Origin of the sequence: Streptomyces graminilatus, assembly GCF_001418565.1 — a bacterium.
Lineage (GTDB): Bacteria > Actinomycetota > Actinomycetes > Streptomycetales > Streptomycetaceae > Streptomyces > Streptomyces graminilatus.
The window spans coordinates 1-23,726 of record NZ_LIQQ01000073.1 but is presented as its reverse complement, the minus strand read 5'-3'; the positions used below and the strand labels follow the sequence as shown (position 1 = coordinate 23,726).

The following is a 23,726-nucleotide window of genomic DNA, read 5'->3' as shown; positions in this document are numbered from 1 at the left end:
CAGGGCCGATAGCGGGGGTCGGGGGGCGGAGCCCCTGGGGATGGGAAGGGTAAGGGCGGCGGGGGCGAGGAAACCCCTACGCCAGCGGGTCCGGCGCCGCAGTCACCCCATGCTCGGCCAACTTCGCCTTCCCCCCGTCGGGAGACGTAAGCACCAACGGCCCCTCCTCCGTCAACGCCACCGAATGCTCCCAGTGCGACGACCACGTCCCGTCCGTCGTGATGACCGTCCAGTCATCCTCAAGGACAGCGGTCTTCGGCGTACCCAAGGACACCATCGGCTCGATCGCGAGGCAGAACCCGGGAACCAGCTTCGGCCCCTTCCCCCGCTTGCGCTCGACATAGTTCAGCAGATGCGGATCCATGTGCATCTCGGTCCCGATGCCATGCCCGCCATAGTCCTCGATGATCCCGTACCGCCCACCCCCCGCCTTGGGCTGGCGCCGGATGTACGTCTCGATCGCCCGCGAGATGTCGACCAGCCGGTTCCCCAGCTTCATCGCGGCGATCCCCGCCCACATCGACTCCTCCGTCACCCGCGACAGCTCCACCAGCTCCGGCGCGTGCCCGGACCCCACGAACGCCGTGAACGCCGCGTCCCCGTGCCAGCCGTCGATGATCGCGCCGCAGTCGATGGAGATGATGTCCCCGTCCTTCAGCACGACCTCGTCGGACGGGATCCCGTGCACGACGACCTCGTTGACGGAGGTGCAGATCGTCGCCGGGAACCCGCCGTACCCGAGGAAGTTCGGCTTCGCGTTGTGCTCCGCGAGCACCTTCCGCGCGACCTGGTCCAGATCCTTCGTACTGGCGCCCGGCACCGCCGCCTCACGAGTGGCCGCGTGGATGGCGGCGACGACAAGCCCCGCCTCGCGCATCTTGGCGATCTGCTCGGGGGTCTTGATCTGCACCATGGGAACTACGGCCTTTCCTGAACCGACTGGCAAACAGCGAACAACTCGAAGCTCAACGATACGGGGACCCGCCCCTTACGCAGCAGCCGCGGCCCCCTGACAGGAAACCGCGGCTGCCCAACGTAAAACCGATGAAACCGGCAGAACCGGTAGTGCCGGCAGAACCGGCTAGAACCGGCTAGAACCGACCGGGAGGACTACTCGCCCTCGCCGTCACCCTTCAACGCGGCCATCGCCTTGCCGGTGACGTCCTCCACCTTGCCGAGCGCCGAGATCGTCACCACGAGGCCCTGGGCCTTGTAGTAGTCGATGATCGGCTCGGTCTGGGTGTGGTAGACCTCCAGCCGCTTGCGGACCGTCTCCTCGGAGTCGTCGTCCCGCTGGTACAGCTCGCCACCGCAGACGTCACAGACGCCCTCGGCCTTCGGCGGCTGGTACGTCACGTGGAAGACGTGCGCCGAGTCGTTGCGGCAGATACGGCGGCCGGCGATGCGCTTGACCACCTCGTCCTCGGGGACCTCCAGGTCGAGCACCGCGTCCAGCTTCATGGACTCGGCCTTCAGCATCTCGTCCAGCGCCTCGGCCTGCGAGACGTTCCGCGGGAAGCCGTCGAGCAGGAAGCCGTTCACCGCGTCGGCCTGCTCCATGCGGTCCTTGGCCATCGCGATCGTGACCTCGTCCGGCACCAGGTTGCCCGCGTCCATGTAGGACTTCGCGAGCTTTCCGAGTTCCGTCTGCTTGCTGATGTTTGCCCGGAAGAGGTCGCCCGTGGAGATGTGCGGGATCGACAGGTTCTTGGCGAGGAACGCGGCCTGCGTTCCCTTCCCGGCACCAGGCGGCCCGACGAGGACGATTCGCATCAGCGGAGGAACCCTTCGTAATTGCGCTGCTGGAGCTGGCTCTCAATCTGCTTCACGGTCTCAAGACCGACACCCACGATGATGAGGATGCTGGTCCCGCCGAACGGGAAGTTCTGGTTCGCGTTGAAACCAACCAACGCCATCGTCGGCACAAGAGCGATCAGACCCAGGTACAGCGAACCCGGCCAGGTGATCCGGTTGAGTACGTAGCTCAGGTACTCAGCGGTCGGCCGACCAGCCCGGATGCCCGGGATGAAGCCACCATACTTCTTCATGTTGTCGGCTACTTCTTCGGGGTTGAAGGAGATGGCGACATAGAAGAACGCGAAGAAAACGATCAGCACGAAGTACGTGACGATGTAGACCGGGTGCTCACCCTTGGTCAGGTTCTGCTCGATCCACCTCTTCCAGCCCGAGGTGCCACCGGCGAACTGCGCCACCAGCGCGGGGATGTACAGCAGCGACGAGGCAAAGATCACAGGGATGATGCCGGCCTGGTTGACCTTGAGCGGGATGTACGTCGACGTACCGCCGTAGGACCGGCGGCCGATCATGCGCTTCGCGTACTGGACCGGGATGCGGCGCTGGGCCTGCTCCACGAAGACCACCAGGCCGACCATGACCAGGCCGACGATGATGACCGTACCGAACTCGATCCAGCCGTCCGCCAGCTTGCCCTGGGTCTTGATGGACCACAGCGCGGCGGGGAAGGTCGCGGCGATCGAGATGAACATCAGGATGGACATGCCGTTGCCGATACCGCGGTCGGTGATGAGCTCACCGAGCCACATGACGACGGCCGTACCGGCGGTCATCGTGATGACCATGGTGATGGTCACGAAGATCGACTGGTCCGGGACGATCTGGTTGCCGACCGGGCAGCTGCTGAAGAGCGCGCCGCTGCGCGCGGTGGCGACGAGGCCGGTGCCCTGGAGGATGGCGAGAGCCACTGTCAGGTAACGGGTGTACTGCGTGATCTTCGCTGTGCCCGCCTGGCCCTCCTTCTTGAGGGCTTCCAGGCGCGGGATCACCACCGTCAGCAGCTGCAGGATGATGCTCGCCGTGATGTACGGCATGATGCCCAGCGCGAAGATCGTGATCTGCAGCAGCGCGCCGCCGCTGAACATGTTCACCAGCCCGAACAGGCCCTGGGTCCCGCCCTTCGAGGCGGAGTCGATACACGTCTGGACGTTCTGATAGTCGACACCTGGGATCGGGATGTGCGTACCCACCCGATAGACCACGATGATGCCGAGCGTGAAGAGCAGCTTCTTGCGCAGGTCGGGCGTCTTGAACGCCCGGGCGAACGCGGTGAGCACGGTGCCTCCTGCGACCCCCGCGCAACTGCGTAGAGGTGACGGTTTTGAGGTTCGACGAATACGTTGACAGATAACTAACAGCCGAGAGGCGTCCGGAGTTCCTGGCGAACACGACGGACTCGACTTGACAGTGCTGGCCACCTTACCGGCGACCAAGCCTCCTAGGAACGACCAACCGGGGATACCCCATTTGTGGGATATCCCCGGTAGGGATCGCTCAAGTCATCGAGACGCCTGTGATGCTCAGAGCAGCTCGGTGACGGTACCGCCGGCGGCGGTGATCTTCTCCTTGGCGGAGCCGGAGACGGCGTCGACCGTCACCTGCAGCGACACGGAGATCTCGCCCTGGCCGAGGACCTTGACGAGGCTGTTCTTGCGAACGGCACCCTTGGCGACGAGACCCTCGACGGTGACCTCGCCACCCTCCGGGTACAGCGCGCCCAGCTTGTCGAGGTTCACGACCTGGTACTCGGTCTTGAACGGGTTCTTGAAGCCCTTGAGCTTCGGGAGACGCATGTGGAGGGGCATCTGCCCACCCTCGAAGCGCTCCGGAACCTGGTAACGGGCCTTGGTGCCCTTGGTACCACGTCCAGCCGTCTTACCCTTCGACGCCTCACCACGACCCACACGGGTCTTGGCGGTCTTGGCGCCCGGGGCAGGACGGAGGTTGTGGATCTTGAGCGGGTTGTTCTCCGCCATGATCAGTCGACCTCCTCAACCGTCACGAGGTGGCGGACGGTGTGAACCATTCCGCGGAACTCGGGGCGGTCCTCCTTGACGACCACGGTGTTGATCCCCTTGAGACCAAGAGACCGCAGGGTGTCACGGTGGTTCTGCTTGCTGCCGATGTACGACTTCGTCTGCGTGACCTTGAGGCGAGCCATTACGCACCCGCTCCCGCACGCGCACGCAGCAGAGCCGCGGGGGCGACGTCCTCGAGGGGCAGACCACGGCGGGCCGCGATCTCCTCGGGACGCTGCAGGCCCTTGAGGGCCGCCACGGTCGCGTGCACGATGTTGATCGCGTTGGACGAGCCGAGCGACTTCGACAGGATGTCGTGAACGCCGGCGCACTCCAGGACAGCACGCACCGGGCCACCGGCGATAACGCCGGTACCGGGGGAAGCAGGCTTGAGCAGGACGACGCCCGCGGCCTTCTCGCCCGTGATCGGGTGCGGGATGGTGCCCTGGATACGGGGGACCTTGAAGAAGTGCTTCTTGGCCTCTTCAACACCCTTGGCGATCGCGGCCGGCACCTCCTTGGCCTTGCCGTAGCCGACACCGACGGTGCCATCGCCATCGCCCACCACGACCAGCGCGGTGAAGCTGAAGCGACGACCACCCTTCACAACCTTGGCGACGCGGTTGATCGCGACAACGCGCTCAACGTACGCGGTCTTCTCGGCGGCAGCAGCGCCGCCGTCACGGCCCTTCCGGTCCCGCCGCTCGCCGCCACCGGCACCGCTTCCGCGGCGCTGGGGTCCAGCCATTGGATTACCTCTCTCTTTTTCCGCTAGCTACGCTGCGCTGCGACGGTCAAGTCGCGAGCGCGACGGGCGGCTCAGAACTTGAGCCCGGCTTCGCGGGCGGCGTCGGCCAGGGCGGCGATGCGACCGGCGTACCGGCTGCCACCACGGTCGAACACAACGGCCTCGACACCTGCGGCCTTGGCACGCTCGGCGACGAGTGCGCCGACCTTGCCTGCCTGTGCCGACTTGTCATCGCCCTCGTTACCGCGGATCGAAGCGTCCAGGGTCGACGCCGACGCCAGGGTGTGACCCTGGATGTCGTCGATGACCTGGGCCACGATGTGGCGGTTCGAGCGGGTTACAACCAGGCGGGGACGCTCAGCCGTTCCGTTGACCTTCTTACGGATGCGGATGTGACGCCGCTTGATGGCAGCACGCTTGTAAGCGTCGCCCTTAGCGATCTTCGTACCGTATGCCATGGCTTACTTACCCGCCTTTCCGACCTTGCGGCGGATGACTTCGCCCTCGTACTTGACGCCCTTGGCCTTGTACGGGTCAGGCTTGCGCAGCTTGCGGATGTTGGCCGCAACCTCGCCGACCTTCTGCTTGTCGATGCCCTCGACCGAGAACCGCGTGGGGTTCTCGACCTTGAAGCTGATGCCCTCGGGGGCGTCGACGGTGATCGGGTGGCTGTAGCCGAGCGCGAACTCGAGGCTCGTGCCCTTCGCCGCCACGCGGTAACCGACACCGCTGATCTCGAGCTTCTTCACGTAACCCGCGGTCACGCCGGTGATCATGTTCGCCACCAGCGTGCGGGACAGGCCGTGCAGGGCCTTGTTCTGACGCTCGTCGTTGGGGCGGGTGACGTTGAGAACGCCGTCCTCACCCTTGGCGATGTCGATCGGCGCAGCGACGGTGTGGGAGAGGGTGCCCTTGGGGCCCTTCACCTGGACCGTGCGGCCATCGATGGTGACGTCCACGCCGGCGGGAACCGTGATGGGGAGCTTGCCAATACGCGACATAGCTGTTTCCTCCGTTCCCTTCTACCAGACGTAGGCGAGGACTTCTCCGCCTACGCCCTTCTTGCCGGCCTGCTTGTCGGTGAGGAGACCGTGCGACGTGGAGATGATCGCCACGCCCAGGCCGCCGAGCACCTTCGGCAGGTTGGTGGACTTCGCGTAAACCCGGAGACCGGGCTTGGAGATCCGCTTGATGCCCGCGATGGAGCGCTCACGGTTCGGGCCGAACTTCAGCTCGAGAACGAGGTTCTTGCCGACCTCGGCGTCCTCGACCTTCCAGCCCGTGATGAAGCCCTCCTGCTGGAGGATCTCCGCGATGTGCGACTTGATCTTGCTGTGCGGCATACCCACGGTGTCGTGGTATGCCGAGTTCGCGTTACGCAGACGAGTCAGCATGTCCGCGATCGGATCAGTCATGGTCATGAATTGGCCTTCGGCCTCTCTCGCCGGGGTTTCCTGGATGCGCCATCCCTCTCCCCACTCACTCAGTGGCGGGACGGGTGCGGTGCGGGGGACCTACGGCGTAGTAAGTCGTACGGGCGGCAATCAGGCGCCCAACCCCCCTAGCCTAAGCCATGGAGGGGTGGGCACCTGACCAACCCATTTGCTTACCGAGAGCTTCGGGAATCCCTGAAAAGGGGATTACCAGGAGCTCTTGGTCACGCCCGGCAGCTCGCCACGGTGAGCCATCTCACGAAGGCACACGCGGCACAGGCCGAACTTGCGGTACACGGAGTGCGGGCGACCGCAGCGCTGGCAGCGCGTGTAGCCACGTACCGCGAACTTGGGCTTACGAGCAGCCTTGGCAATCAGAGCCTTCTTCGCCATCTCGCTTACGCCTCCTTGAAGGGGAAGCCGAGGTGACGGAGGAGCGCGCGGCCCTCAGCGTCGTTGGTCGCCGTGGTCACCACGGTGATGTCCATACCCCGGGTGCGGTCGATCTTGTCCTGGTCGATCTCGTGGAACATGACCTGCTCGGTGAGACCGAAGGTGTAGTTGCCACGGCCGTCGAACTGCTTGGGAGACAGACCACGGAAGTCGCGGATGCGCGGCAGCGCGAGCGACAGGGTGCGGTCCAGGAACTCCCACATGCGGTCGCCACGGAGCGTGACGTGGGCACCGATCGGCTGACCCTCGCGCAGCTTGAACTGCGCGATGGACTTGCGGGCCTTGGTGACGGCCGGCTTCTGACCGGTGATCGTGGTCAGGTCACGGACGGCACCGTCCATGAGCTTGGAGTCACGGGCGGCGTCGCCGACACCCATGTTCACCACGATCTTGACGAGGCCGGGGATCTGCATGACGTTCTCGTACGAGAACTCCTCCTGCAGCTTGCCCGTGATTTCCTCGCGGTACTTCGTCTTGAGACGCGGAGTGGTGGTGGTAGTCATCAGATGTCCTCACCCGTCCGCTTGGCAACGCGGATCTTGTTGCCCTCGTCGTCGAAGCGGTAACCGACACGCGTGACAACCTTGTTGCCGTCCTTCTCAACGACCAGCTGGACGTTGGAGACGTGGACGGGCGCCTCGGTCGTGACGATGCCGCCGGCCTGCGAACCCTTTGCGGTCGGGCCGGCCTTGGTGTGCTTCTTGACCCGGTTGACACCCTCGACCAGGACGCGGTCCTCGCGGGGGAAGGCCGCGATGACCTTGCCCTGCTTGCCCTTGTCCTTACCGGTGATGACCTGAACCAGGTCGCCCTTCTTGATCTTCATGCTTACAGCACCTCCGGCGCGAGCGAGATGATCTTCATGAACTTCTTCTCGCGCAGCTCCCGGCCGACCGGGCCGAAGATACGGGTGCCACGAGGGTCGCCGTCGTTCTTCAGAACAACGGCGGCGTTCTCGTCAAAACGGATGTACGAGCCGTCCGGACGGCGGCGCTCCTTGACGGTGCGAACGATGACGGCCTTGATGACGTCACCCTTCTTCACGTTGCCACCGGGGATCGCGTCCTTGACGGTGGCGACGATGACGTCACCGATGCCCGCGTAGCGGCGACCGGAGCCACCGAGGACACGGATGCAAAGGATTTCCTTCGCACCAGTGTTGTCGGCGACACGCAGTCGCGACTCCTGCTGGATCACGTCTATCTCCTGATTGTCTGCCGGTTCCCGGCGGGGGACTCATGCTCTAGGAGTACGAGGCCCCCGCCGAGCCTGGCGGAACTGTCCTGCGGGGGTGCCCGCAGGAGGACTTACTTGGCCTTCTCGAGGATCTCGACGATGCGCCACCGCTTCGAGGCGGACAGCGGCCGGGTCTCCATGAGGAGGACACGGTCGCCGACGCCGGCGGCGTTCTGCTCGTCGTGAGCCTTGAGCTTGCTCGTACGGCGGATGACCTTGCCGTACAGCGCGTGCTTCACGCGGTCCTCGACGGCGACGACGACGGTCTTGTCCATCTTGTCGCTGACGACGAGACCCTCACGGGTCTTGCGGAAGCCACGGGCTTCGGTGCTCTGCTCAGTCACGTTGCTCTCGCTCATCAGGCGCTCTCCACCGTTTCGATGCCCAGCTCGCGCTCACGCATCAGGGTGTAGATCCGCGCGATGTCCTTGCGGACGGCCTTGAGCCGACCGTGGTTCTCGAGCTGACCGGTCGCCGCCTGGAAGCGGAGGTTGAACAGCTCTTCCTTGGCTTCGCGGAGCTTGTTGAGAAGCTCCTCGTCACCCAGTTCGCGCAGCTCGGACGCCTTGGTACCGGCCGACATCACGCTTCACCTGCCTCGCGCTTGACGATCCGGCACTTCATCGGCAGCTTGTGGGCTGCGCGAGTGAGGGCCTCACGGGCGATCTTCTCGTTGGGGTAGGACAGTTCGAACATGACCCGGCCCGGGTGCACGTTCGCGATCCACCACTCGGGGGAACCCTTACCGGAACCCATGCGGGTCTCGGCAGGCTTCTTGGTGAGCGGGCGGTCCGGGTAGATGTTGATCCAGACCTTGCCGCCACGCTTGATGTGGCGGGTCATCGCGATACGGGCCGCCTCGATCTGGCGGTTGGTCACGTATGCCGGCGTGACGGCCTGAATGCCGTATTCGCCGAACGAGACCGCAGTGCCGCCCTTGGACATGCCACGGCGCTTCGGGTGGTGCTGCTTGCGGTGCTTGACCCTACGGGGGATCAGCATTTCGGTCAGGCCTCCGTTCCGGTGCTCTCAGCCGGAGCGGCAGCCGCCGGGGCGTCGGCCTTGGGGGCCTCGGCACCGGGAGCCTGCTGCGGCTTGCGGCCGCGGCCGCCACGCTCGCCACCACGGCCGCCACCGCGGGCCGGACGGTCGGCACCGCCACCGGCACCACCGCGGGCCGGGCGGTTACCCGCACGGGCAGCGGCGTTCTCGGCGCGGACCTCGGCGATGTTCTTGACGTCGCCCTTGTAGATCCAGACCTTCACACCGATACGGCCGAAGGTCGTCTTGGCCTCGAAGAAGCCGTAGTCGACGTTCGCGCGGAGCGTGTGCAGGGGCACACGGCCCTCGCGGTAGAACTCCGAGCGGGACATCTCGGCGCCGCCGAGACGGCCACCGCACTGGATCTTGATGCCCTTGGCGCCGGCCTTCATCGTGCCCTGCATGCTCTTACGCATGGCGCGACGGAAGGAGACGCGGGAGGAGAGCTGCTCGGCGACGGCCTGGGCCACCAGCTGAGCGTCCGTCTCCGGGCTCTTGACCTCGAGGATGTTGAGCTGGACCTGCTTCTTGGTCAGCTTCTCCAGGTCGCCGCGGATACGGTCGGCCTCGGCGCCGCGGCGGCCGATGACGATGCCCGGACGCGCGGTGTGGATGTCGACGCGGACGCGGTCGCGGGTGCGCTCGATCTCAACCTTCGAGATGCCGGCGCGCTCCATGCCGGACGTCATCATCCGACGGATGGCGACGTCTTCACCGACGTAGTCCTTGTACAGCTTGTCGGCGTACCAACGCGACTTGAAGTCGGTGGTGATGCCGAGTCGGAACCCGTGCGGGTTTACCTTCTGGCCCATTACCGGGAACCTTCCTTGCTGCTGACGACCACGGTGATGTGGCTGGTCCGCTTGCGGATCCGGTAGGCACGGCCCTGGGCACGCGGCCGGAACCGCTTCAGGGTCGGACCCTCGTCGACGTACGCCTCAGAGATGACAAGGCTGCCGGCGTCGGTGTGGTCGTAGTTGTGTGCGGCGTTGGCGATGGCGCTGTCAAGCACCTTGCCGACCGGCACGCTCGCGGCCTGCGGGGCGAAACGCAGGACCGCCTGAGCCTCCGTGGCATCCATGCCACGGATAAGGTCCACCACGCGGCGGGCCTTCATGGGCGTAACGCGGATGTACCGCGCCTGGGCCCTGGCTTCCATGGTTGTCCTTCCAGTGTCTGTCATGGTCGATTCCACCCCGCGTTAGCGGCGCTTCGACTTCCGGTCGTCCTTGACGTGACCCCGGAAGGTGCGCGTCGGCGAGAACTCGCCGAGCTTGTGGCCGACCATCGACTCGGTGACAAACACCGGGATGTGGGTCTTGCCGTTGTGCACCGCGATCGTGTGGCCGAGCATGGCCGGGATGATCATCGAGCGACGGGACCAGGTCTTGATGACGTTCTTGGTACCGGCTTCGTTCTGTACGTCCACCTTCTTGATGAGGTGTCCGTCGACGAAGGGTCCCTTCTTGAGACTGCGCGGCATCTAAACCCGCTCCTAGCGCTTCTTGTTCGTCTTGCGGCGGCGGACGATGTACTTGTTCGAAGCCTTCTTCGGCGAACGAGTACGACCCTCCTTCTGACCCCACGGCGAGACCGGGTGACGACCACCGGAGGTCTTGCCTTCACCACCACCGTGCGGGTGGTCAACCGGGTTCATCGCCACACCGCGGACGGTCGGGCGGACGCCCAGCCAGCGCTTGCGGCCGGCCTTGCCCCAGTTGATGTTGCTCTGCTCGGCGTTGCCGACCTCGCCGACCGTGGCGCGGCAGCGCTGGTCGACCAGGCGGATCTCACCGGAGGGCATACGAAGGTGGGCCATCGTGCCCTCCTTCGCCAGCAGCTGCACCGAGGCACCGGCGGAGCGGGCGAACTTGGCGCCGCCACCGGGACGGATCTCGATCGCGTGGATCGTGGTACCGACCGGGATGTTGCGGAGCGCCAGGTTGTTGCCCGGCTTGATGTCGGCCCCAGGACCGTTCTCGACGCGGTCACCCTGCGACAGGTTGCGGGGGGCGAGGATGTAGCGCTTCTCGCCGTCCGCGTAGTGCAGCAGCGCGATGCGCGCGGTGCGGTTGGGGTCGTACTCGATGTGCGCGACCTTCGCCGGCACGCCGTCCTTGTCATGACGACGGAAGTCGATGACGCGGTAGGCGCGCTTGTGTCCGCCACCCTGGTGGCGAACGGTCACACGACCGGAATTGTTACGGCCGCCCTTGCTGTGCAGGGGGCGAACCAGCGACTTCTCCGGCGTGGACCGCGTGACCTCGACGAAGTCGGCGACGCTGGAGCCACGGCGGCCCGGCGTAGTCGGCTTGTACTTGCGGATTCCCATTTCTCAGTCCTCGTCCGATATCGGACGATCCGACCCGCTTACGCGGCCGGACCGCCGAAGATGTCGATACGGTCGCCCTCGGCGAGGGTCACGATCGCGCGCTTGGTGTCAGCGCGCTTACCGAAACCGCTCTTGGTGCGCTTGCGCTTGCCGATGCGGTTGATCGTGTTGACCCCGGTGACCTTGACCGAGAAGACCGCCTGGACGGCCTGCTTGATCTGGGTCTTGTTGCTGCCGGGAGCGACGATGAACGTGTACTTGTTCTCGTCGATGAGCGCGTAGCTCTTCTCGGACACGACCGGCTTCAGCAGGACGTCACGGTGGTCCGTGAACGACTTGCTGAGCGGCGTGACGACGGTGTTCTTGCCCTCGGCCTCGTGGCGCTTCGCCTTGGCGACGCGCGCGGCCTTGGCGGCCTTGGCCGCCTTGGAGGCAATAGCGGGGTGACGGATAGCCATCAGACCTCGCTCCCTTCGGTGTCAGTGGCCTTGGGGCCGGACACGAAGGACTCGAACGCGGCCTGGGTGAAGACCACGTCGTCCGAGACGAGAACGTCGTACGTGTTCAGCTGGCCCGGCTCCAGGATGTGCACCTGGGGCAGGTTGCGGGCGGAAAGCAGCCCGGCCTCGTCGGAGCGCTCGATGACCAGGAGCACGTTCTTGCGCTCGCTGACCTTGCCGAGGAAGCTCTTCGCGGCCTTGGTGGAGGGGGTGTCGCCCTCGATCACGCCGGTGATGACGTGGATTCGAGCGTTGCGGGCCCGGTCGGTGAGGGCGTGGCGCAGGGCCGCGGCCTTCATCTTCTTGGGGGTCCGCTGCGAGTAGTCACGCGGGGTGGGACCGTGAACGACGCCACCGCCCGCGAACTGCGGCGCACGGGTCGAACCCTGACGGGCGCGGCCGGTGCCCTTCTGACGGTAGGGCTTCCTACCGCCACCACGGACCTCGGCGCGGGTCTTGGTCTTGTGCGTGCCCTGACGGGCAGCGGCCAGCTGTGCGACGACGACCTGGTGAAGCAGCGGGACGCTGATCTTCTCTACGCCGAAGATCTCCGCGGGGAGTTCGACGCTTCCGGCCTTCTCGCCAGCGGGCGAAAGGATGTCAACAGTGCTCATCGGTACCTCAGGCCCCCTTGGCCGCGGTGCGGACCAGGACGAGGCCGCCGTTCGGACCAGGGATAGCGCCCTTGATGAGCAGCAGACCCTTCTCCGCGTCAACGGCGTGGACGGTCAGGTTCTGGGTGGTGACCCGCTCGTTGCCCATGCGGCCCGCCATGCGGACACCCTTGAACACACGGCCGGGGGTGGCACAGCCACCGATCGAGCCGGGGGAGCGGTGCTTGCGCTGGACACCGTGGCCGGCGCCGAGGCCCTTGAAGTTGTGACGCTTCATGACACCGGCGAAGCCCTTGCCCTTGCTGTTACCGGTCACGTCCACCTTGACGCCGGCCTCGAAGGTCTCGGCGGTGATCTCCTGGCCGAGGGTGTACTCGCTGGCGTCAGCGGTACGGATCTCGACGAGGTGGCGGCGGGGGGTGACATCAGCCTTGGCGAAGTGACCCTTGAGGGGCTTGTTCACCTTGCGAGGGTCGATCTCGCCGAAGGCGATCTGGACCGACTCGTAGCCGTCGGTGTCGTTCGTACGGACCTGGGTCACGACGTTCGGACCGGCCTTGACGACGGTGACGGGAACAACACGGTTGTTCTCGTCCCACACCTGCGTCATGCCGAGCTTCTCGCCCAGGATTCCCTTGATCTGCTTAGCCATTCTCAGATCACCGTCCCCTAGAGCTTGATCTCGATGTCGACACCGGCCGGGAGGTCGAGTCGCATCAGAGAGTCAACGGTCTTGGGCGTCGGGTCGAGAATGTCGATCAGGCGCTTGTGCGTGCGCATCTCGAAGTGCTCGCGCGAGTCCTTGTACTTGTGCGGCGACTTGATGACGCAGTACACGTTCTTCTCAGTGGGCAGCGGCACCGGGCCCGCGACCGACGCACCAGTTCGCGTCACCGTCTCGACGATCTTCTTCGCCGAGGAGTCGATGACCTCGTGGTCGTAGGCCTTGAGCCGGATGCGGATCTTCTGTCCCGCCATGGCTACTCAGTAGTCCTGTCTCTTCGTACGCTCTGGAACCCGGTTCTCCGACCCACGCGGTCGGGTGTGTCGCGCTGTCACCGACACGGATGTCCCATAGGAGACGTCCCTGCACGGGAAGCACGGCCCTTCCGGAACCGCGGGCCGGGGGCGAACGGCGCCAGATTTCCCTGACGCGAACGAACCCACCGGATGCCTGGCCGGTGCCGCACTGACGCTTCCCGAAAGATTCCCGTACGTCCGCCCCAGCGCTGCCTTACGACAGATTGGGCGACGAGTACTGTGGGACTCGCTTTCGGTCCTCCCGGCGGGAGGCGCGCAGCATCGACAACTCGACCGAGCAACTAGGGCAGTCTGCCATACGGGGCACGTCCTCCGCCAATCGAGCCGGAGAGAATACCCGCAGGGTGACGAAGGTCAAACCCGACCGAGGCATGTCCCCCACCCGGCGGCATCAGCGATGATCCCGGTGTGACGCATGACATGGACGACCTGGGCCCCATGGACCTGAACGGGGCGGCGACGCGCCTGGAGGCGCACATACCGGGCTGGCAGGCGGAGGGCTTGCGGGTCTCGGACATCCAGTGGGCGAGGGATGCGTACGCCTTGGCCGTACGGATCGAGTCCCCGTCCTGGCAGGTCCAGCTCACCGTGGAGCTGTACGGAGCCGGCCTGACGGTTGTCTTCTTCCTCTCGGCGGCCGAGCCAGTCGCGGAACGTCACCAGATCTCGTCCCTCGACGAGTGGAGCGCGCTGCTGACGGATTCGGTGGCCCGGGCATCCCGGATACGCCTAGTGCAGGCCCGCCTGCTGACCAGCACCTGTACGACCGGCTGGCTGGACTGGATCCACGGCGACCTGTGGCTGCTCCCCGAGGGTCTGATGCGTATCCGCAGCGGTTTCGCGCGGACACTGGCCAACTCCCACGGCTCGGGCCTGACGGCCCGGGAACCGTACCGGCTCATCGCGCACGACCCGGCAGCGGTCCTGGCCGCTCATCCCACGAACAAGCTGATCCCGTTCTCGGGGATCGCCACGGCGCGCCTGCACGGCGGGGTGACCACCTCCGGCCTGGAGGTGGTCATGACGGACGGCACCCGCCACAAACTCCTGTGGGCGACCTGGGACCCGGCCCGCCGGCTCCTCCGGGAGCGGCTGCTACCACTGCTGGGAGCGCGCCTCACGCACTGACCGGACGGGTCCGGTACGGCCCCGGTGACGTCGTACGACGCGCTCAGCGCACGTCGACGAAGTCCTGACCGCTGGTGGCGGTGCCGGTGACGGTGTTCCCGGAGTACACCCACCGGTAGAACCCGTCGGTGGAGGCGGTGACGGTGGTCCGGAGGACACCGGCGCTGTTGGTGGTGACCTTCTTGACCGTACGGAAGGCACTGGCGTTCCTGGCCCGGAACTGAAGGCTCACACGGCTGCCGCCGTAGGGGTCGTTCTTCTTGGTGGTCCAGTTCGCCCGCGTGAGCTTGCCCACGACGGTGACCTTCTTGCCCTGGGCGACGGGTTCGGGGGTGGCGTCGGCGACGGTGAGCTTGGTGGCGCGTCTCAGGGAGAGGGTTCCGGGCCTTGACTCATACTCCTCGGCCTGGAGGTGGCCATTGGCCTTGAACAGCATGAGGTGCACGCCGATCTTCCACTTTGTGGCGTCGCTGTTGGAGTCAGCGTCGTAGCGCGTCGGACCGGGATCGATACGGAGGTTGCCCTCGCAGCGGGCGCTCTGGGAGCTGTGCTCGTAGCAGGTGAGACTGTCCAGCCCGATGTAGTTGTACCCGTGGTTGGTCAGCCCTCCCCGGTAAAGGAAGGGGGACACGTCCCAGCTGGACGAATCGTCTGTGCTGTACCCGGCGGGCAAGGTCATAAAGAGGCTGACGGGCGGTTCCACCACCTTCGACGTGCCGACAACGATCGGCTTGTAGTCGTTGATGACGAGGTCCGACACGACGATGCCCGTGTCCGCCGCCTGCGCGGCCGGCGCGTTGAGCACCGAGAACGCGAGGGCTCCGGCTGTCGCGATCACGGCGGCGGTACGTCTTCGGCCGCGTATACCCGTGTTCATGCACACCTGCTTCCGGTAGTTGTTTGATCAACTACCGGAAGCGTACGAGATGAACTGGCCCCAGGTGGTGGGCGCGAGGGTGAGACAGGGGCCCTCGGTGGCCTTGGAGTCACGGACGTGGACGGCACCGGGGGCGGTGGCTATCTCGACGCAGTCACTGGGGTTACTGCTGTCGCTGTAGCTGCTCTTGAACCAGTTGAGGGCAACCTCTACGCAGTCGCCAGGCTCGTTGCTACTGCTGTAGCTGCTCTTGAACCAGTGGAGTTCCGAAATACTCATAGTTCTCCCAGCGCCTGCTCGATGAAGGCCAGCGACTCCCTCGGCGGGAGAGCTTGCGCCCGGATCATCCCATAGCGCAGTTCAAGGATCTGAAGATCCCTAAGGCTTGAGACCGGTCGGGCATTGAACGCGCCGTCCGAGCGCCCGACCGCCGTGCCGTCGACGAACTTCAGCACCTCGATCAAGCCGTGCACTCCCGCGTGTTCCTCAAGGTCGGTCGGCATGACCTGAAGCGTGACGTTCCGCAACTGCCCCACCTCCAGTAGGTGTTCGAGTTGTCGACGCAACACCATCTTCCCGCCATAAGGGCGTTCCAGCGTCACCTGTTCCTGGACAAAACTGAGCGTGGGGGCGGGCTGCCGGTCGAAAATCGACTTGCGGGCCACGCGGGCGGCGGTCTCCCGCTCCACCACTTCCGGGGCGAGGGACGGCTGCCGCATGACGTACAACGCACGGGCGTACTCCGGCGTCTGCAGCAGTCCATGGATGTTGTGGTTGCTGTACAGCAGCAGTTCCACCGCCCGGTCCTCCAACTCCTTCAGCTCACGCACCTTCCTCGGGTACTGAGCCCTCTCCATGTCCTCCGTGAACGCCCGGATATGCCCACTCGCATGGAGGACGTCATCAGCCCGGTCCAGGAACTCCACCCTGGGGATACGCGCCCCGCGCTCGATCTTGCGGATCATGTCCTCGCCGTAGCCCATGATCTGGGCGAACTCGGCCACCCGCATTCCGGCCTGCTCACGGCAGAACTTGATGAGCCGCCCGACTGCCTCGACCAACGGCGCACTCTCGTCACCCGGTTCGAGGTCCCAGCCGGACTCGTCCACACCTTCGTTTTCATTACTCATGCCCACCCACCTCCAACGCGCACCCGTACCCGCACGTCATCCGAGACAGCCGAGACAGAGCGAGACAAGAACCGGACAGCGCGGATACGCACCGGCGTCACCGCACGTCAAGGCAAGCATGTTCCGCCACTCTGAGTGACATGAATCAGCAAACCGCCGCACCCCGGACCCAACACACCGGCCACATCCGCAACTTCACCGCCCGCCTGCCACCCACGCCCCGTGGCGCCCGGCAGGCCCGTCAGCTCGCGGTGCGGCAACTGCTCGACTGGGGGCTCCCGTTGGACCCCGCCGAGCACCTCGTCGCCGAACTCGCGGCGAACGTGGTGACCCACGGGCGCGTACCGGGCCGCGATTTCCGGCTCACGCTGTACGTCATCGGCACCACCCTCCGCATCGAGGTGACGGACACACGGGACGACCTGCTGCCGGGGGTGCGGGAGCCGGGGACGGACAGCGAGTCGGGGCGGGGACTGGTGATTGTCGAGGCGTTGGCGGACCGGTGGGGAGTGGGGCTGGGGCCGCGTCCTCGGAAGACGGTCTGGGCGGAGTGCGGGGTGGGTGAGGCAGGCCTGGTCAGGCCTGTACTGGCTCCTCAGTAGATTCCTCGACCGGGTCGACGAACGACAGCGTCTGAAGGATGGCCGTCATCAGGCGGTAGATCTGGGTCCAGTGGTCCATGGAGGCTGTGTAGAGAGTGAGGATCGCGGTGAACGGGCCTGTGGGGAACGGGACATGCACTTGTATCTGGCCGGTGAGAAGCTTCGCTTCCTGCGCGTTGGCCGTCATCTCCGGGTTGAGGTCGTACTCGCGCACCGTGATGCAGGAGACCGCCGGCCCGCACGGCAGGTCGAGCCAGATGGCGTCGTTGTACGGGTCGCCGGAGAGCGTCGCGAGGATGCCCTGGGCGACGACGTCGGTGTCGCCGGGGTTCTGGTCCGTGAGGGCGATGGCTACGGTGAGGGCGCATTGAGCGACCCCTTCGGAGGGTTCGTACCTGGCCGACTCGTCGGCGGAGTCGTCCTCATCCGCCGTGGAGAACAAGCCCATCGCGGCGTACGAGACGCCGGTGTTCCCCATCATCTCGGCTATCGCCTCGTAGTACGGGGCTGCGGGCTCCCAGATGTTCTCGTCACCCCGGGAGTACAGCTCCCGCACGAAGGAGTGGGCGCGGGCGGCCCGCTCCTCGGGGGTGGCGGCTACGGGCAGGGCGAAGAAGCCCTCGGGGGCGAGGAACCAGAGGGGCGGGAGGTCATCGCTGGCCGCACTGACGTGCTGGGCGTTTGTGGAGTCGGCGGCGGGGAGCATGGGGGGAAGCCATTCTGGTTGGGTGCGGCAGGGTGTCAGGTCAGCAAGTCTTCTTTGTGGAGTTCCATGGGTTTGACTTCGGCGCCGCTCTCATCCATGACGGTGTCCATACCGGAGTGGCCGAAGAACGCGTGAACCGTACTCAGCGCAACCACCTCGATCCGGAAACAGCCACACGGATTCCGCTTCACCAGCGGCAGTTCGGCATCCGGTGCTTGGGCCGCCGCGAAGGCTTCGGCGGTGTTCCGCTGTGCCGGCGTGAGAGAGTCCAACGGAATGAAATCGAGAGGCTCGATCAGATACCGAGTGAGCCGTTCCCGGCCGATACTTTTCAGCCTGCACCATGAGCCGTCACCAAAGAAAATCTTCGCATCGCGCCCAAGCTTGAAATCCCGCAGCTCAACTCTCTCGATACTCGACCGAGGCGTCTCCCAAAGCAACTCGTCGTCAATGAGGCTGTCGTTGCCCTTGACGTAAGGGAAGCCGACGATCGCGAGTCGACGGTCAGTGATGACCGCGTGAGTCCGGTAGCGCTTCTCGGAGGAGCGGGCCGGGTCCAATTGCCAGGGCAGACTGCGGGCAATCGTGCCCGGCGCAGCCCACATGACCGGGAAGTCGTCGATTTCATCCGCGTGGTCGTGCGAGATGTTCGTACCGTTGCCCGCAAGGCCAGGGGTGCCGCCGATACTCCCTCCGTGGGCGGACAGAAAGCCCCTGATGGCCATGCCCGCGGCTGCAAGGACCCCCTTTGCTGCATTCCGGGCCACGGTGTCCCCTGCGGAGCGGACCGTGTACGTGGGCCCTGTGGGCCAACCGGCGAGTTCATTCTGAATGTCGTTGCGCTGGAAGTCGCGAAACCAGCGCATCCCGCTAACAGGCGTGGCCTCGCCTGTCGCGAAAGTGACCGGCGCGCGAGCGATCAGTGTCTCGTCCGCTTCGGGTTGCCAGACGCTCATTCCGTTCGAATCCTCCCTCAATGCGATCACGAAGGTGGCGTTTCCACCCGTCACCCTGCCACACAGGGGCCAACGCGCTAGTCACCAGTCACGTGCGCGTAGATCTTGGGCGCGACCTTGAGTCCTGCGTCGAGGGCAATGCCTCCGACTCCGAACGGGTCAACCTTCATCCCCAGGACGCCAGCCCCCTTGGTACCGATCAACTGGCCCTGGTGATAGCCCGCGACTGCGAGCCCGCCCATACGTGACATCAAGCCGCTGCCGCTGTGTGCGACCTCGTAGACATTGCGGGACGTGCCCCCGATCCTGACCAGGTTGCCCAAGCCACGCCCACCGCTGAGACCTTCTGTGCCCGCCTTGCCGAAAGCCATCAGGACCCGCGACTCACCGGCAATCTTCGTGTACTCAAACCCCTTTCCAAGCTTGGCCGCAGTGGCAATGGCCTTGGCCTTGCCGACAACCTTCACCCCCTTCCCGAACATCCCGATCCCCGGCAACAACCCCACCGCGTCGAGCCCCACCTGCATCCAGCTCACATCCGCGCCCGCCGCCTTGGCGATGCCATGAGCCGCCAGCGTGAGCCCCGCCCCGATGAGGGCGGCCGTGCCGAAGATGGCGGCGAGGGGCGGGAAGGGAAGCGTGACGATGGCCAGCATGCCCAGCACCGCGGTGACGTCGCTCAGCACGTCACCGATCGCCTTGATCAGATCGGCGTGCTCCTTCAGCCAGTCACCGGTGGCACCCCACGCATCGGCGATCCCCGTACCGAGCTTCTCCCAGAAGCCGGGCTCGTCGGGGGCGATGTCGGCGGCCTTGTCCAGCTCCCTGCTGATGCGGCCGGCGGCACGCCGGTAACGCTCTTCGAGTTCGTGCACCTTCAGAATGACGCCGTTCACGTCACCGGAAGCCTTGCCGAATTCCTCGCTGCCGTTGCCGCCGGCTTTCGCCTCGGCCTCCGACTTGGCGGCGAGCTTCTCCTTGGCGGACTTGTCCAGGCGGTCCGTCTCGTCCTGGAAGTCCTGGAGTTCACCAGCCCATTTGTGCAGTGCGCGCGAGGCCTTGTCGAAGGAGTCGTGGCTCTTACGGATGAGCGGAGTGACGTCCTCGCCTATGTACTCGGTGAAGGCGACCGCGGTCTTGCCCTTCCAGGCCCCGCACTCGATCCGCTCCAACTCGCCCAACGCGGTGCCGAGTTCGCTGGCCAGCTTGCCCAGCCGCTTGGCGAGTTCCCGAGTGTCCTCGACATCCCCCGGGGTGGGATCCCAGCCAATGCTCGGCGGGACGATCCGCTGGCCTGTCACGTCACTTGCCCTTCTTCGAGGCCTTGGCTGCCTTGAGAGACTCGGCCAGCTCCAGGTCGAGCCCGTCGAAGGTCTCGGCGATCTTGTTGATCATCTTCACGGCACCCTGGGTGTGCTTGCCGAGCTGCTTGATGCCGTAGCCCCAGTCGTCGGCGAAGTCCTGCACGTCCTCCACGAGCCCGCTCTCGCCGACGCACGAGGCGTCCGCACCGCGCAGGCTGCGCCGGGTCGCTTCCATACGGTCGCTTATGGAGGAGAAGGTCTTCTTCAGGTCCGCGAAAACGGTGTCGTCGAGGCGTAGGTCACTCATGTCGTGTTCTTCCGGTCTTCTCGCAGCGGGCAGGGTGGAGCGAGGCTCAGTGGTTGACGGCCTGGGCCTCCTGGACGACGACGTTCTGGTCATCGCCGAACGTGCCGTCCGCGAGCTTCGTGGGATCGGGGCTGCCTGTGCCCGTCCAGGTGATCTCCCAGGTGACCGTGGCCCGGAGCTGGAAGGTCCCACCGTCGGTGGACCGGAGGTATCTGACACCGCACGGCGGGATCCGGCCGGCCTTGCCCAGGGCGTACGGCTCACCGATCGAACCGTCACCGTGGATGGCGCACTCGCCGGAAGCGGGAAAGGTCTGAGCATCCGCCGTGCCGGGCTCGATGCGCAGGGAGACCGGCCTCGCGGTGGTCGTGGCCTGGATGTTCAGCCCCGGTGTGTCGAGCGACGCCGTGACGGCAACCGGTTTGAACCTGCCCTTGTCCAGCCACGCCCACATGGGGAGATTGACCTTGGTGGTGCCGTTGGGAGCGAGGGTGACCTCGGTTCCCGGGACCTTGATCTGCTCGTAGGCGAGGCCGGCGAGCAGCTCCGGTGTTATGGCGTTCTCAACGTCGGGGGTTTCGCCGTTCTCGACCCAGAAAGCACGGGTCGAATTACAGGAAAGCCGGTCGAGGACGGGAGCATTCGGGTTCTCGAAGACCCCCCACCACATCCCCTCGTCCTGCTTGTCGAGGTTGTAGTTCTTGTACTCGCCGTCCTTGTACCTCTGACGCTCTTCGGACGTCGCCCGCTTCGCGTAGCCGTCCTGGTTGGGGTCGCTGGTGATCTGCTTGTACCCGGCCTCCATTTCGTCGGCGAACTGCTTCGCCGTCCACTTCGGGGCCAGCCAGCAGGGCGGCGGGGTCCAGGAACTTCCGGCTACGGCGAGCGAGCCTACGGAGGGGCCGGATCCGTTCCGGGATGTGTCGTACGAGATCGCTGCCGCTTGGGCGTAGAGCTTGTCGCCCTTGAGTCCGGTGTCGGTACCGCTCTCCGGCTGCGTACCCCTGCCCACTTCACCGGCCGCGAACGAACTCTGTGTCGGCGCCAGCAGCAGAGCGCCCGCCAATGTGACAAGGCAGATCCCCCGACCCGTCATGCCTTGCACTGGGTGGCCTCCTCCTGCACTTGGACCCTGTCAGCAGTCCACGGCCTCTGGGCGTCCTTGGGCGCAATCATGACGATCTCGAAAAGGTTGTAGTCCCTTGAACTCGGCTCTGAGATGTGGACCTTCTTCGACTTGATCTCCTTGCTGTAGAACTTGGAGTCGTCGTCGCAGAAGGAGACCACCGCGCGGTCACCGGCGTCCGCCATGTCGACCGTGGCGCGCGAGTAGCGCTGCACTCCGGTAACGGTGTAGCCGTCGTCAATGTTCTGCTGAATCTGGGATTTGGCATACTTCTGCGCCGCGCTGAGCGGCTCCGTGTAGAACTTGTACGCCGCAGCCTCCGCATCTTGCTGGACGATGCCGTAGTTGACGGCTCGGAGGAAGTTCTCAGCGTCCGTGAGTGCGGCGGCCTTGTCCGGATCGGACGGCGTGGTCCGGTCGAACACCATGGAGAAGTCCGACGGGAAGCTCATCGTGGGACGGTCGACGGCGTCCACAGCGGCAGACCCACTCGGCGAGGCCGACGCCGACGCCGACCCACTGGCCTCCGAACCTGCTCCCTTGATCTCGGCATCGGCCTTCGAGCTGTCGCCCCCGCTGCCACAGGCGGTCAGTAGCAGGGCCGTGGCCGCCGCGAAGGCAGCAGCAGCGGGCATGGAACGGCGCTTCACAGTTGACTCCCCGTGAGACATCAGCTCGGTCAAGGGATCGACGCTATCGCTGAGATCGGTGCACCCGCCGCAGAGCTGCCCCTCTCGACGTAGAGGAACTGTGAATTGTCAGGGCACAAACCTCAGGGCAGTTCCGCCCACGTCCCCATCGTCGCCTCCAGTGTCCAGATGCGGACCTCCGCCTGTGCCCTCGACGCGTACAGGTCCCGTTCCGCGACGATGCTCAGGTCGCCGGTGCCCAACTGCTGGCACACCGCATGCTCGGTGAGGTCCATGCCCGTGCTGCCGCCGTCGCACAGGGAGCCCAGGAACGGGCCGTCCCAGGTGCGCTCGTGCAGTACCCACGGCGCCTGGCCCAGCGCGGTCCTGCGCAGCAGCGCCATGAACACGCCCGCGCAGCGGCGACGCGCCTCCCCCTCCTTGATCTGGAAGACGTGGTTGCCCGTCTCCACCACGGTCGCCGTCGGCAGAACGAAACGCACCCCGGCGTTGCGCCTGGCGTCCATCTCCGCCAGCACCTCGGCGCGGTGATCGTTCATGAAAGGCACGTCGAGGATCTCGACGAAGACCGACGTGTCCAGGAAGTCGACGACGGGGAGCCGGAGCCCGGACCGACGCGGCGGCTTGCTCGCGCTCACGTGCTCACAGGCTCCTCAGGAAGTCCTCGACGCCGGGCACTTCCGTGTCCCGGGGCCGCACCGCATCTGGCAGGCGCCCCTTGGTCACCGCGTCCCCCAGGTCACCGGCCGCGAGCAGGTCCACGTATCCGGGCAGCTCGGTGAGCCGGGTCAGTCGGCTCTCGCCCGACTCCGGGTCCCTGGTGCACACGATGACACCCGAATGGTCCTGCGCGGTGAGGGAGTTGAGGAGCGCCGGGCTGTGGGTCGTGAACAGTACGTCGATACGGCGGCGTTCCGACTCCTCCTTCATCAGGCGCAGAACTCGCGCGGCCTGGGTGGGATACAGACCGTTCTCGATCTCCTCGACCACCAAGTGCCGTTGTGCCGGGGCCCGTTCATCACCGCCGTCGGCGACGGGGGCGCTGAGCAGTGCCGTGCCGCAGGCCAGGAAGCGCAGCATCCCGTCGCTGAGGAGCCGGGCCGGTACGTCGTGCTCGGTTCCGTGAAAGCCGGCCTCGCGCAGCACCAACTGCACGTCACCCAGTTCCGTACCGACGCTGCTGATACGGCGAATCGGATACTCGGGCATGCCCGCGACCAGTTCCGTGAGCCGGCCGAAGGCGACCGGATCGGTCGTACGCAGGCCGGCGACCGCCGCGCTCAGGTTGTCGGCGTTGCGCCTCAGCTCGGTGTCGCGGGCGTTGACGTACTGCCTCATGAGGTGCGGGACCGGATCCAGCAGGAACATCTCGCGAAGGGCCGCGAGGACGGTCTGCGCACCCCGGTGCACCACCCTGCCCGCATCCGTCGCCGAGGGCACCAGTGCCGGAACCTCGCAGGTCAGCAGCCTGTCGGAGAAAACTGGGACGCTCGGCAGTAGATTCTTCCGCCCGGTGAAGTAGCGCACTCCTTGGTACGTGTCGTCGCTGATCATCAAAGTACGATCGGCCATCCGACGATGCGCGTAGCTCACGCCGGTTACCGCTGTAAGCCGTTCACGCACGACACGAACGATCGGCGAGACCTCGATCTCCACATCAAGCTCGAAGACCTCCTCCCCCGACCGCACCCGGCACCCGAGCCGGAACC

At 65.7% G+C, this 23,726-nt stretch carries 37 protein-coding genes; 2 read left to right on the top strand and 35 right to left on the bottom strand.

The genetic code is table 11. The features are described 5' to 3' along the window. Positions 1–76: 76 nt before the first annotated feature. From map to rpsJ, 24 genes are all read right to left on the bottom strand, one after another. Entirely contained in the window at positions 77–913 is an 837-nt protein-coding gene (gene map / locus AOK08_RS07800; RefSeq protein ID WP_055524713.1) for a type I methionyl aminopeptidase, read from the bottom strand. A gap of 197 nt (positions 914–1,110) precedes the next feature. Beyond that, complete coding sequence (locus AOK08_RS07795; RefSeq protein ID WP_055524712.1) at positions 1,111–1,773, bottom strand: adenylate kinase; 663 nt, start codon at positions 1,771–1,773, stop codon at positions 1,111–1,113. Next, complete coding sequence (gene secY / locus AOK08_RS07790) at positions 1,773–3,092, bottom strand: preprotein translocase subunit SecY (RefSeq protein ID WP_055524711.1); 1,320 nt, start codon at positions 3,090–3,092, stop codon at positions 1,773–1,775. Before secY ends, AOK08_RS07795 begins: the two co-directional genes overlap by 1 nt. Before the next feature lie 243 nt (positions 3,093–3,335). After that, positions 3,336–3,791, bottom strand: coding sequence for a 50S ribosomal protein L15 (gene rplO / locus AOK08_RS07785; RefSeq protein WP_055524710.1), 456 nt, complete (start codon positions 3,789–3,791; stop codon positions 3,336–3,338). A 2-nt stretch (positions 3,792–3,793) separates the two neighbouring features. Then, on the bottom strand, positions 3,794–3,976 hold the full coding sequence (gene rpmD / locus AOK08_RS07780) for a 50S ribosomal protein L30 (protein WP_006376032.1): 183 nt from the start codon (positions 3,974–3,976) through the stop codon (positions 3,794–3,796). Continuing rightward, positions 3,976–4,581 (bottom strand): 30S ribosomal protein S5, encoded by a 606-nt coding sequence (gene rpsE / locus AOK08_RS07775; RefSeq protein WP_006376045.1) that lies wholly within the window; start codon positions 4,579–4,581, stop codon positions 3,976–3,978. Before rpsE ends, rpmD begins: the two co-directional genes overlap by 1 nt. 71 nt (positions 4,582–4,652) lie before the next feature. Beyond that, positions 4,653–5,039: a 50S ribosomal protein L18 gene (gene rplR / locus AOK08_RS07770; protein WP_055524709.1), complete on the bottom strand. Its 387-nt coding sequence runs from the start codon at positions 5,037–5,039 to the stop codon at positions 4,653–4,655. 3 nt (positions 5,040–5,042) lie between these two features. Then, a complete protein-coding gene (gene rplF, locus AOK08_RS07765) occupies positions 5,043–5,582 on the bottom strand; it encodes a 50S ribosomal protein L6 (protein ID WP_055524708.1) in 540 nt (179 codons plus the stop codon). A gap of 21 nt (positions 5,583–5,603) precedes the next feature. After that, positions 5,604–6,002, bottom strand: a complete 399-nt coding sequence (rpsH, locus tag AOK08_RS07760; RefSeq protein ID WP_010986352.1) for a 30S ribosomal protein S8 — start codon at positions 6,000–6,002, stop codon at positions 5,604–5,606. Positions 6,003–6,221: 219 nt separating this feature from the next. After that, a complete protein-coding gene (locus tag AOK08_RS07755; protein ID WP_049567381.1) occupies positions 6,222–6,407 on the bottom strand; it encodes a type Z 30S ribosomal protein S14 in 186 nt (61 codons plus the stop codon). Positions 6,408–6,412: 5 nt separating this feature from the next. Then, a complete protein-coding gene (gene rplE / locus AOK08_RS07750) occupies positions 6,413–6,970 on the bottom strand; it encodes a 50S ribosomal protein L5 (protein WP_055524707.1) in 558 nt (185 codons plus the stop codon). Continuing rightward, on the bottom strand, positions 6,970–7,293 hold the full coding sequence (rplX, locus tag AOK08_RS07745; protein WP_006376030.1) for a 50S ribosomal protein L24: 324 nt from the start codon (positions 7,291–7,293) through the stop codon (positions 6,970–6,972). Before rplX ends, rplE begins: the two co-directional genes overlap by 1 nt. A gap of 2 nt (positions 7,294–7,295) precedes the next feature. Beyond that, positions 7,296–7,664 (bottom strand): 50S ribosomal protein L14, encoded by a 369-nt coding sequence (gene rplN / locus AOK08_RS07740; RefSeq protein WP_006376015.1) that lies wholly within the window; start codon positions 7,662–7,664, stop codon positions 7,296–7,298. Positions 7,665–7,774: 110 nt separating this feature from the next. Continuing rightward, complete coding sequence (gene rpsQ / locus AOK08_RS07735) at positions 7,775–8,062, bottom strand: 30S ribosomal protein S17 (protein ID WP_055524706.1); 288 nt, start codon at positions 8,060–8,062, stop codon at positions 7,775–7,777. Beyond that, positions 8,062–8,286: a 50S ribosomal protein L29 gene (gene rpmC / locus AOK08_RS07730; RefSeq protein WP_005481220.1), complete on the bottom strand. Its 225-nt coding sequence runs from the start codon at positions 8,284–8,286 to the stop codon at positions 8,062–8,064. The genes rpsQ and rpmC overlap by 1 nt, the downstream gene beginning before the upstream one ends. Next, positions 8,286–8,705 (bottom strand): 50S ribosomal protein L16, encoded by a 420-nt coding sequence (rplP, locus tag AOK08_RS07725; RefSeq protein WP_055524705.1) that lies wholly within the window; start codon positions 8,703–8,705, stop codon positions 8,286–8,288. Before rplP ends, rpmC begins: the two co-directional genes overlap by 1 nt. Before the next feature lie 5 nt (positions 8,706–8,710). After that, positions 8,711–9,556, bottom strand: coding sequence for a 30S ribosomal protein S3 (gene rpsC, locus AOK08_RS07720; RefSeq protein WP_055524704.1), 846 nt, complete (start codon positions 9,554–9,556; stop codon positions 8,711–8,713). Beyond that, positions 9,556–9,903 carry a 50S ribosomal protein L22 gene (gene rplV, locus AOK08_RS07715; RefSeq protein ID WP_055524703.1) on the bottom strand — a complete coding sequence of 116 codons (348 nt, stop codon included), beginning with the start codon at positions 9,901–9,903 and terminating at the stop codon, positions 9,556–9,558. Before rplV ends, rpsC begins: the two co-directional genes overlap by 1 nt. 42 nt (positions 9,904–9,945) lie before the next feature. Next, a complete protein-coding gene (gene rpsS / locus AOK08_RS07710; RefSeq protein WP_013001415.1) occupies positions 9,946–10,227 on the bottom strand; it encodes a 30S ribosomal protein S19 in 282 nt (93 codons plus the stop codon). Positions 10,228–10,239: 12 nt separating this feature from the next. Beyond that, positions 10,240–11,076 (bottom strand): 50S ribosomal protein L2, encoded by an 837-nt coding sequence (rplB, locus tag AOK08_RS07705; RefSeq protein WP_006376052.1) that lies wholly within the window; start codon positions 11,074–11,076, stop codon positions 10,240–10,242. 38 nt (positions 11,077–11,114) lie between these two features. Next, positions 11,115–11,534: a 50S ribosomal protein L23 gene (gene rplW / locus AOK08_RS07700; protein WP_055524702.1), complete on the bottom strand. Its 420-nt coding sequence runs from the start codon at positions 11,532–11,534 to the stop codon at positions 11,115–11,117. Next, positions 11,534–12,190 (bottom strand): 50S ribosomal protein L4, encoded by a 657-nt coding sequence (rplD, locus tag AOK08_RS07695; RefSeq protein ID WP_055524701.1) that lies wholly within the window; start codon positions 12,188–12,190, stop codon positions 11,534–11,536. The genes rplW and rplD overlap by 1 nt, the downstream gene beginning before the upstream one ends. Before the next feature lie 7 nt (positions 12,191–12,197). Then, complete coding sequence (gene rplC / locus AOK08_RS07690; protein ID WP_055524700.1) at positions 12,198–12,842, bottom strand: 50S ribosomal protein L3; 645 nt, start codon at positions 12,840–12,842, stop codon at positions 12,198–12,200. A gap of 17 nt (positions 12,843–12,859) precedes the next feature. Beyond that, positions 12,860–13,168 (bottom strand): 30S ribosomal protein S10, encoded by a 309-nt coding sequence (gene rpsJ / locus AOK08_RS07685; RefSeq protein ID WP_003948644.1) that lies wholly within the window; start codon positions 13,166–13,168, stop codon positions 12,860–12,862. A gap of 471 nt (positions 13,169–13,639) precedes the next feature. On the opposite strand from rpsJ, the gene AOK08_RS07680 reads away from it, so the two are divergent. Then, positions 13,640–14,359 carry a hypothetical protein gene (locus tag AOK08_RS07680; protein ID WP_055524699.1) on the top strand — a complete coding sequence of 240 codons (720 nt, stop codon included), beginning with the start codon at positions 13,640–13,642 and terminating at the stop codon, positions 14,357–14,359. A gap of 43 nt (positions 14,360–14,402) precedes the next feature. Here AOK08_RS07680 and AOK08_RS07675 read toward each other — a convergent pair whose 3' ends face one another. From AOK08_RS07675 to AOK08_RS07665, 3 genes are read right to left on the bottom strand one after another with little or no spacing between them, the layout of a single operon-like run. Next, positions 14,403–15,236 carry a hypothetical protein gene (locus AOK08_RS07675; protein WP_055524698.1) on the bottom strand — a complete coding sequence of 278 codons (834 nt, stop codon included), beginning with the start codon at positions 15,234–15,236 and terminating at the stop codon, positions 14,403–14,405. Between the two features lie 27 nt (positions 15,237–15,263). Beyond that, a complete protein-coding gene (locus AOK08_RS07670; protein WP_055524697.1) occupies positions 15,264–15,515 on the bottom strand; it encodes a DUF397 domain-containing protein in 252 nt (83 codons plus the stop codon). Next, a complete protein-coding gene (locus AOK08_RS07665; protein WP_055524696.1) occupies positions 15,512–16,366 on the bottom strand; it encodes a helix-turn-helix domain-containing protein in 855 nt (284 codons plus the stop codon). The genes AOK08_RS07670 and AOK08_RS07665 overlap by 4 nt, the downstream gene beginning before the upstream one ends. Positions 16,367–16,506: 140 nt before the next feature. Between AOK08_RS07665 and AOK08_RS07660 the strand changes: the two genes are divergently transcribed. Beyond that, complete coding sequence (locus AOK08_RS07660) at positions 16,507–16,968, top strand: ATP-binding protein (protein ID WP_055524695.1); 462 nt, start codon at positions 16,507–16,509, stop codon at positions 16,966–16,968. On the opposite strand, the gene AOK08_RS07655 is transcribed toward AOK08_RS07660, so the two are convergent. The 8 genes from AOK08_RS07655 to AOK08_RS07620 all read right to left on the bottom strand — a co-directional run bounded on the left by AOK08_RS07655 (position 16,943) and on the right by AOK08_RS07620 (position 23,571). Beyond that, on the bottom strand, positions 16,943–17,674 hold the full coding sequence (locus tag AOK08_RS07655) for a hypothetical protein (RefSeq protein WP_055524694.1): 732 nt from the start codon (positions 17,672–17,674) through the stop codon (positions 16,943–16,945). The genes AOK08_RS07660 and AOK08_RS07655 overlap by 26 nt on opposite strands. Before the next feature lie 35 nt (positions 17,675–17,709). Beyond that, on the bottom strand, positions 17,710–18,630 hold the full coding sequence (locus tag AOK08_RS07650) for a hypothetical protein (protein ID WP_055524693.1): 921 nt from the start codon (positions 18,628–18,630) through the stop codon (positions 17,710–17,712). A 77-nt stretch (positions 18,631–18,707) separates the two neighbouring features. Then, the gene (locus tag AOK08_RS07645) at positions 18,708–19,931 is read right to left on the bottom strand and encodes a WXG100 family type VII secretion target (RefSeq protein WP_055524692.1); all 1,224 of its coding nucleotides are present in this window, start codon (positions 19,929–19,931) and stop codon (positions 18,708–18,710) included. Between the two features lies 1 nt (position 19,932). Next, the gene (locus AOK08_RS07640; RefSeq protein WP_055524691.1) at positions 19,933–20,241 is read right to left on the bottom strand and encodes a hypothetical protein; all 309 of its coding nucleotides are present in this window, start codon (positions 20,239–20,241) and stop codon (positions 19,933–19,935) included. Positions 20,242–20,287: 46 nt separating this feature from the next. Continuing rightward, positions 20,288–21,307: a hypothetical protein gene (locus tag AOK08_RS07635; RefSeq protein WP_241826867.1), complete on the bottom strand. Its 1,020-nt coding sequence runs from the start codon at positions 21,305–21,307 to the stop codon at positions 20,288–20,290. Positions 21,308–21,333: 26 nt separating this feature from the next. Further along, entirely contained in the window at positions 21,334–22,050 is a 717-nt protein-coding gene (locus AOK08_RS07630) for a hypothetical protein (protein ID WP_157876601.1), read from the bottom strand. Positions 22,051–22,139: 89 nt separating this feature from the next. After that, positions 22,140–22,655, bottom strand: coding sequence for a hypothetical protein (locus tag AOK08_RS07625; protein ID WP_055524688.1), 516 nt, complete (start codon positions 22,653–22,655; stop codon positions 22,140–22,142). 4 nt (positions 22,656–22,659) lie between these two features. Beyond that, positions 22,660–23,571: an AAA family ATPase gene (locus AOK08_RS07620; RefSeq protein WP_157876600.1), complete on the bottom strand. Its 912-nt coding sequence runs from the start codon at positions 23,569–23,571 to the stop codon at positions 22,660–22,662. Positions 23,572–23,726: the final 155 nt, after the last annotated feature.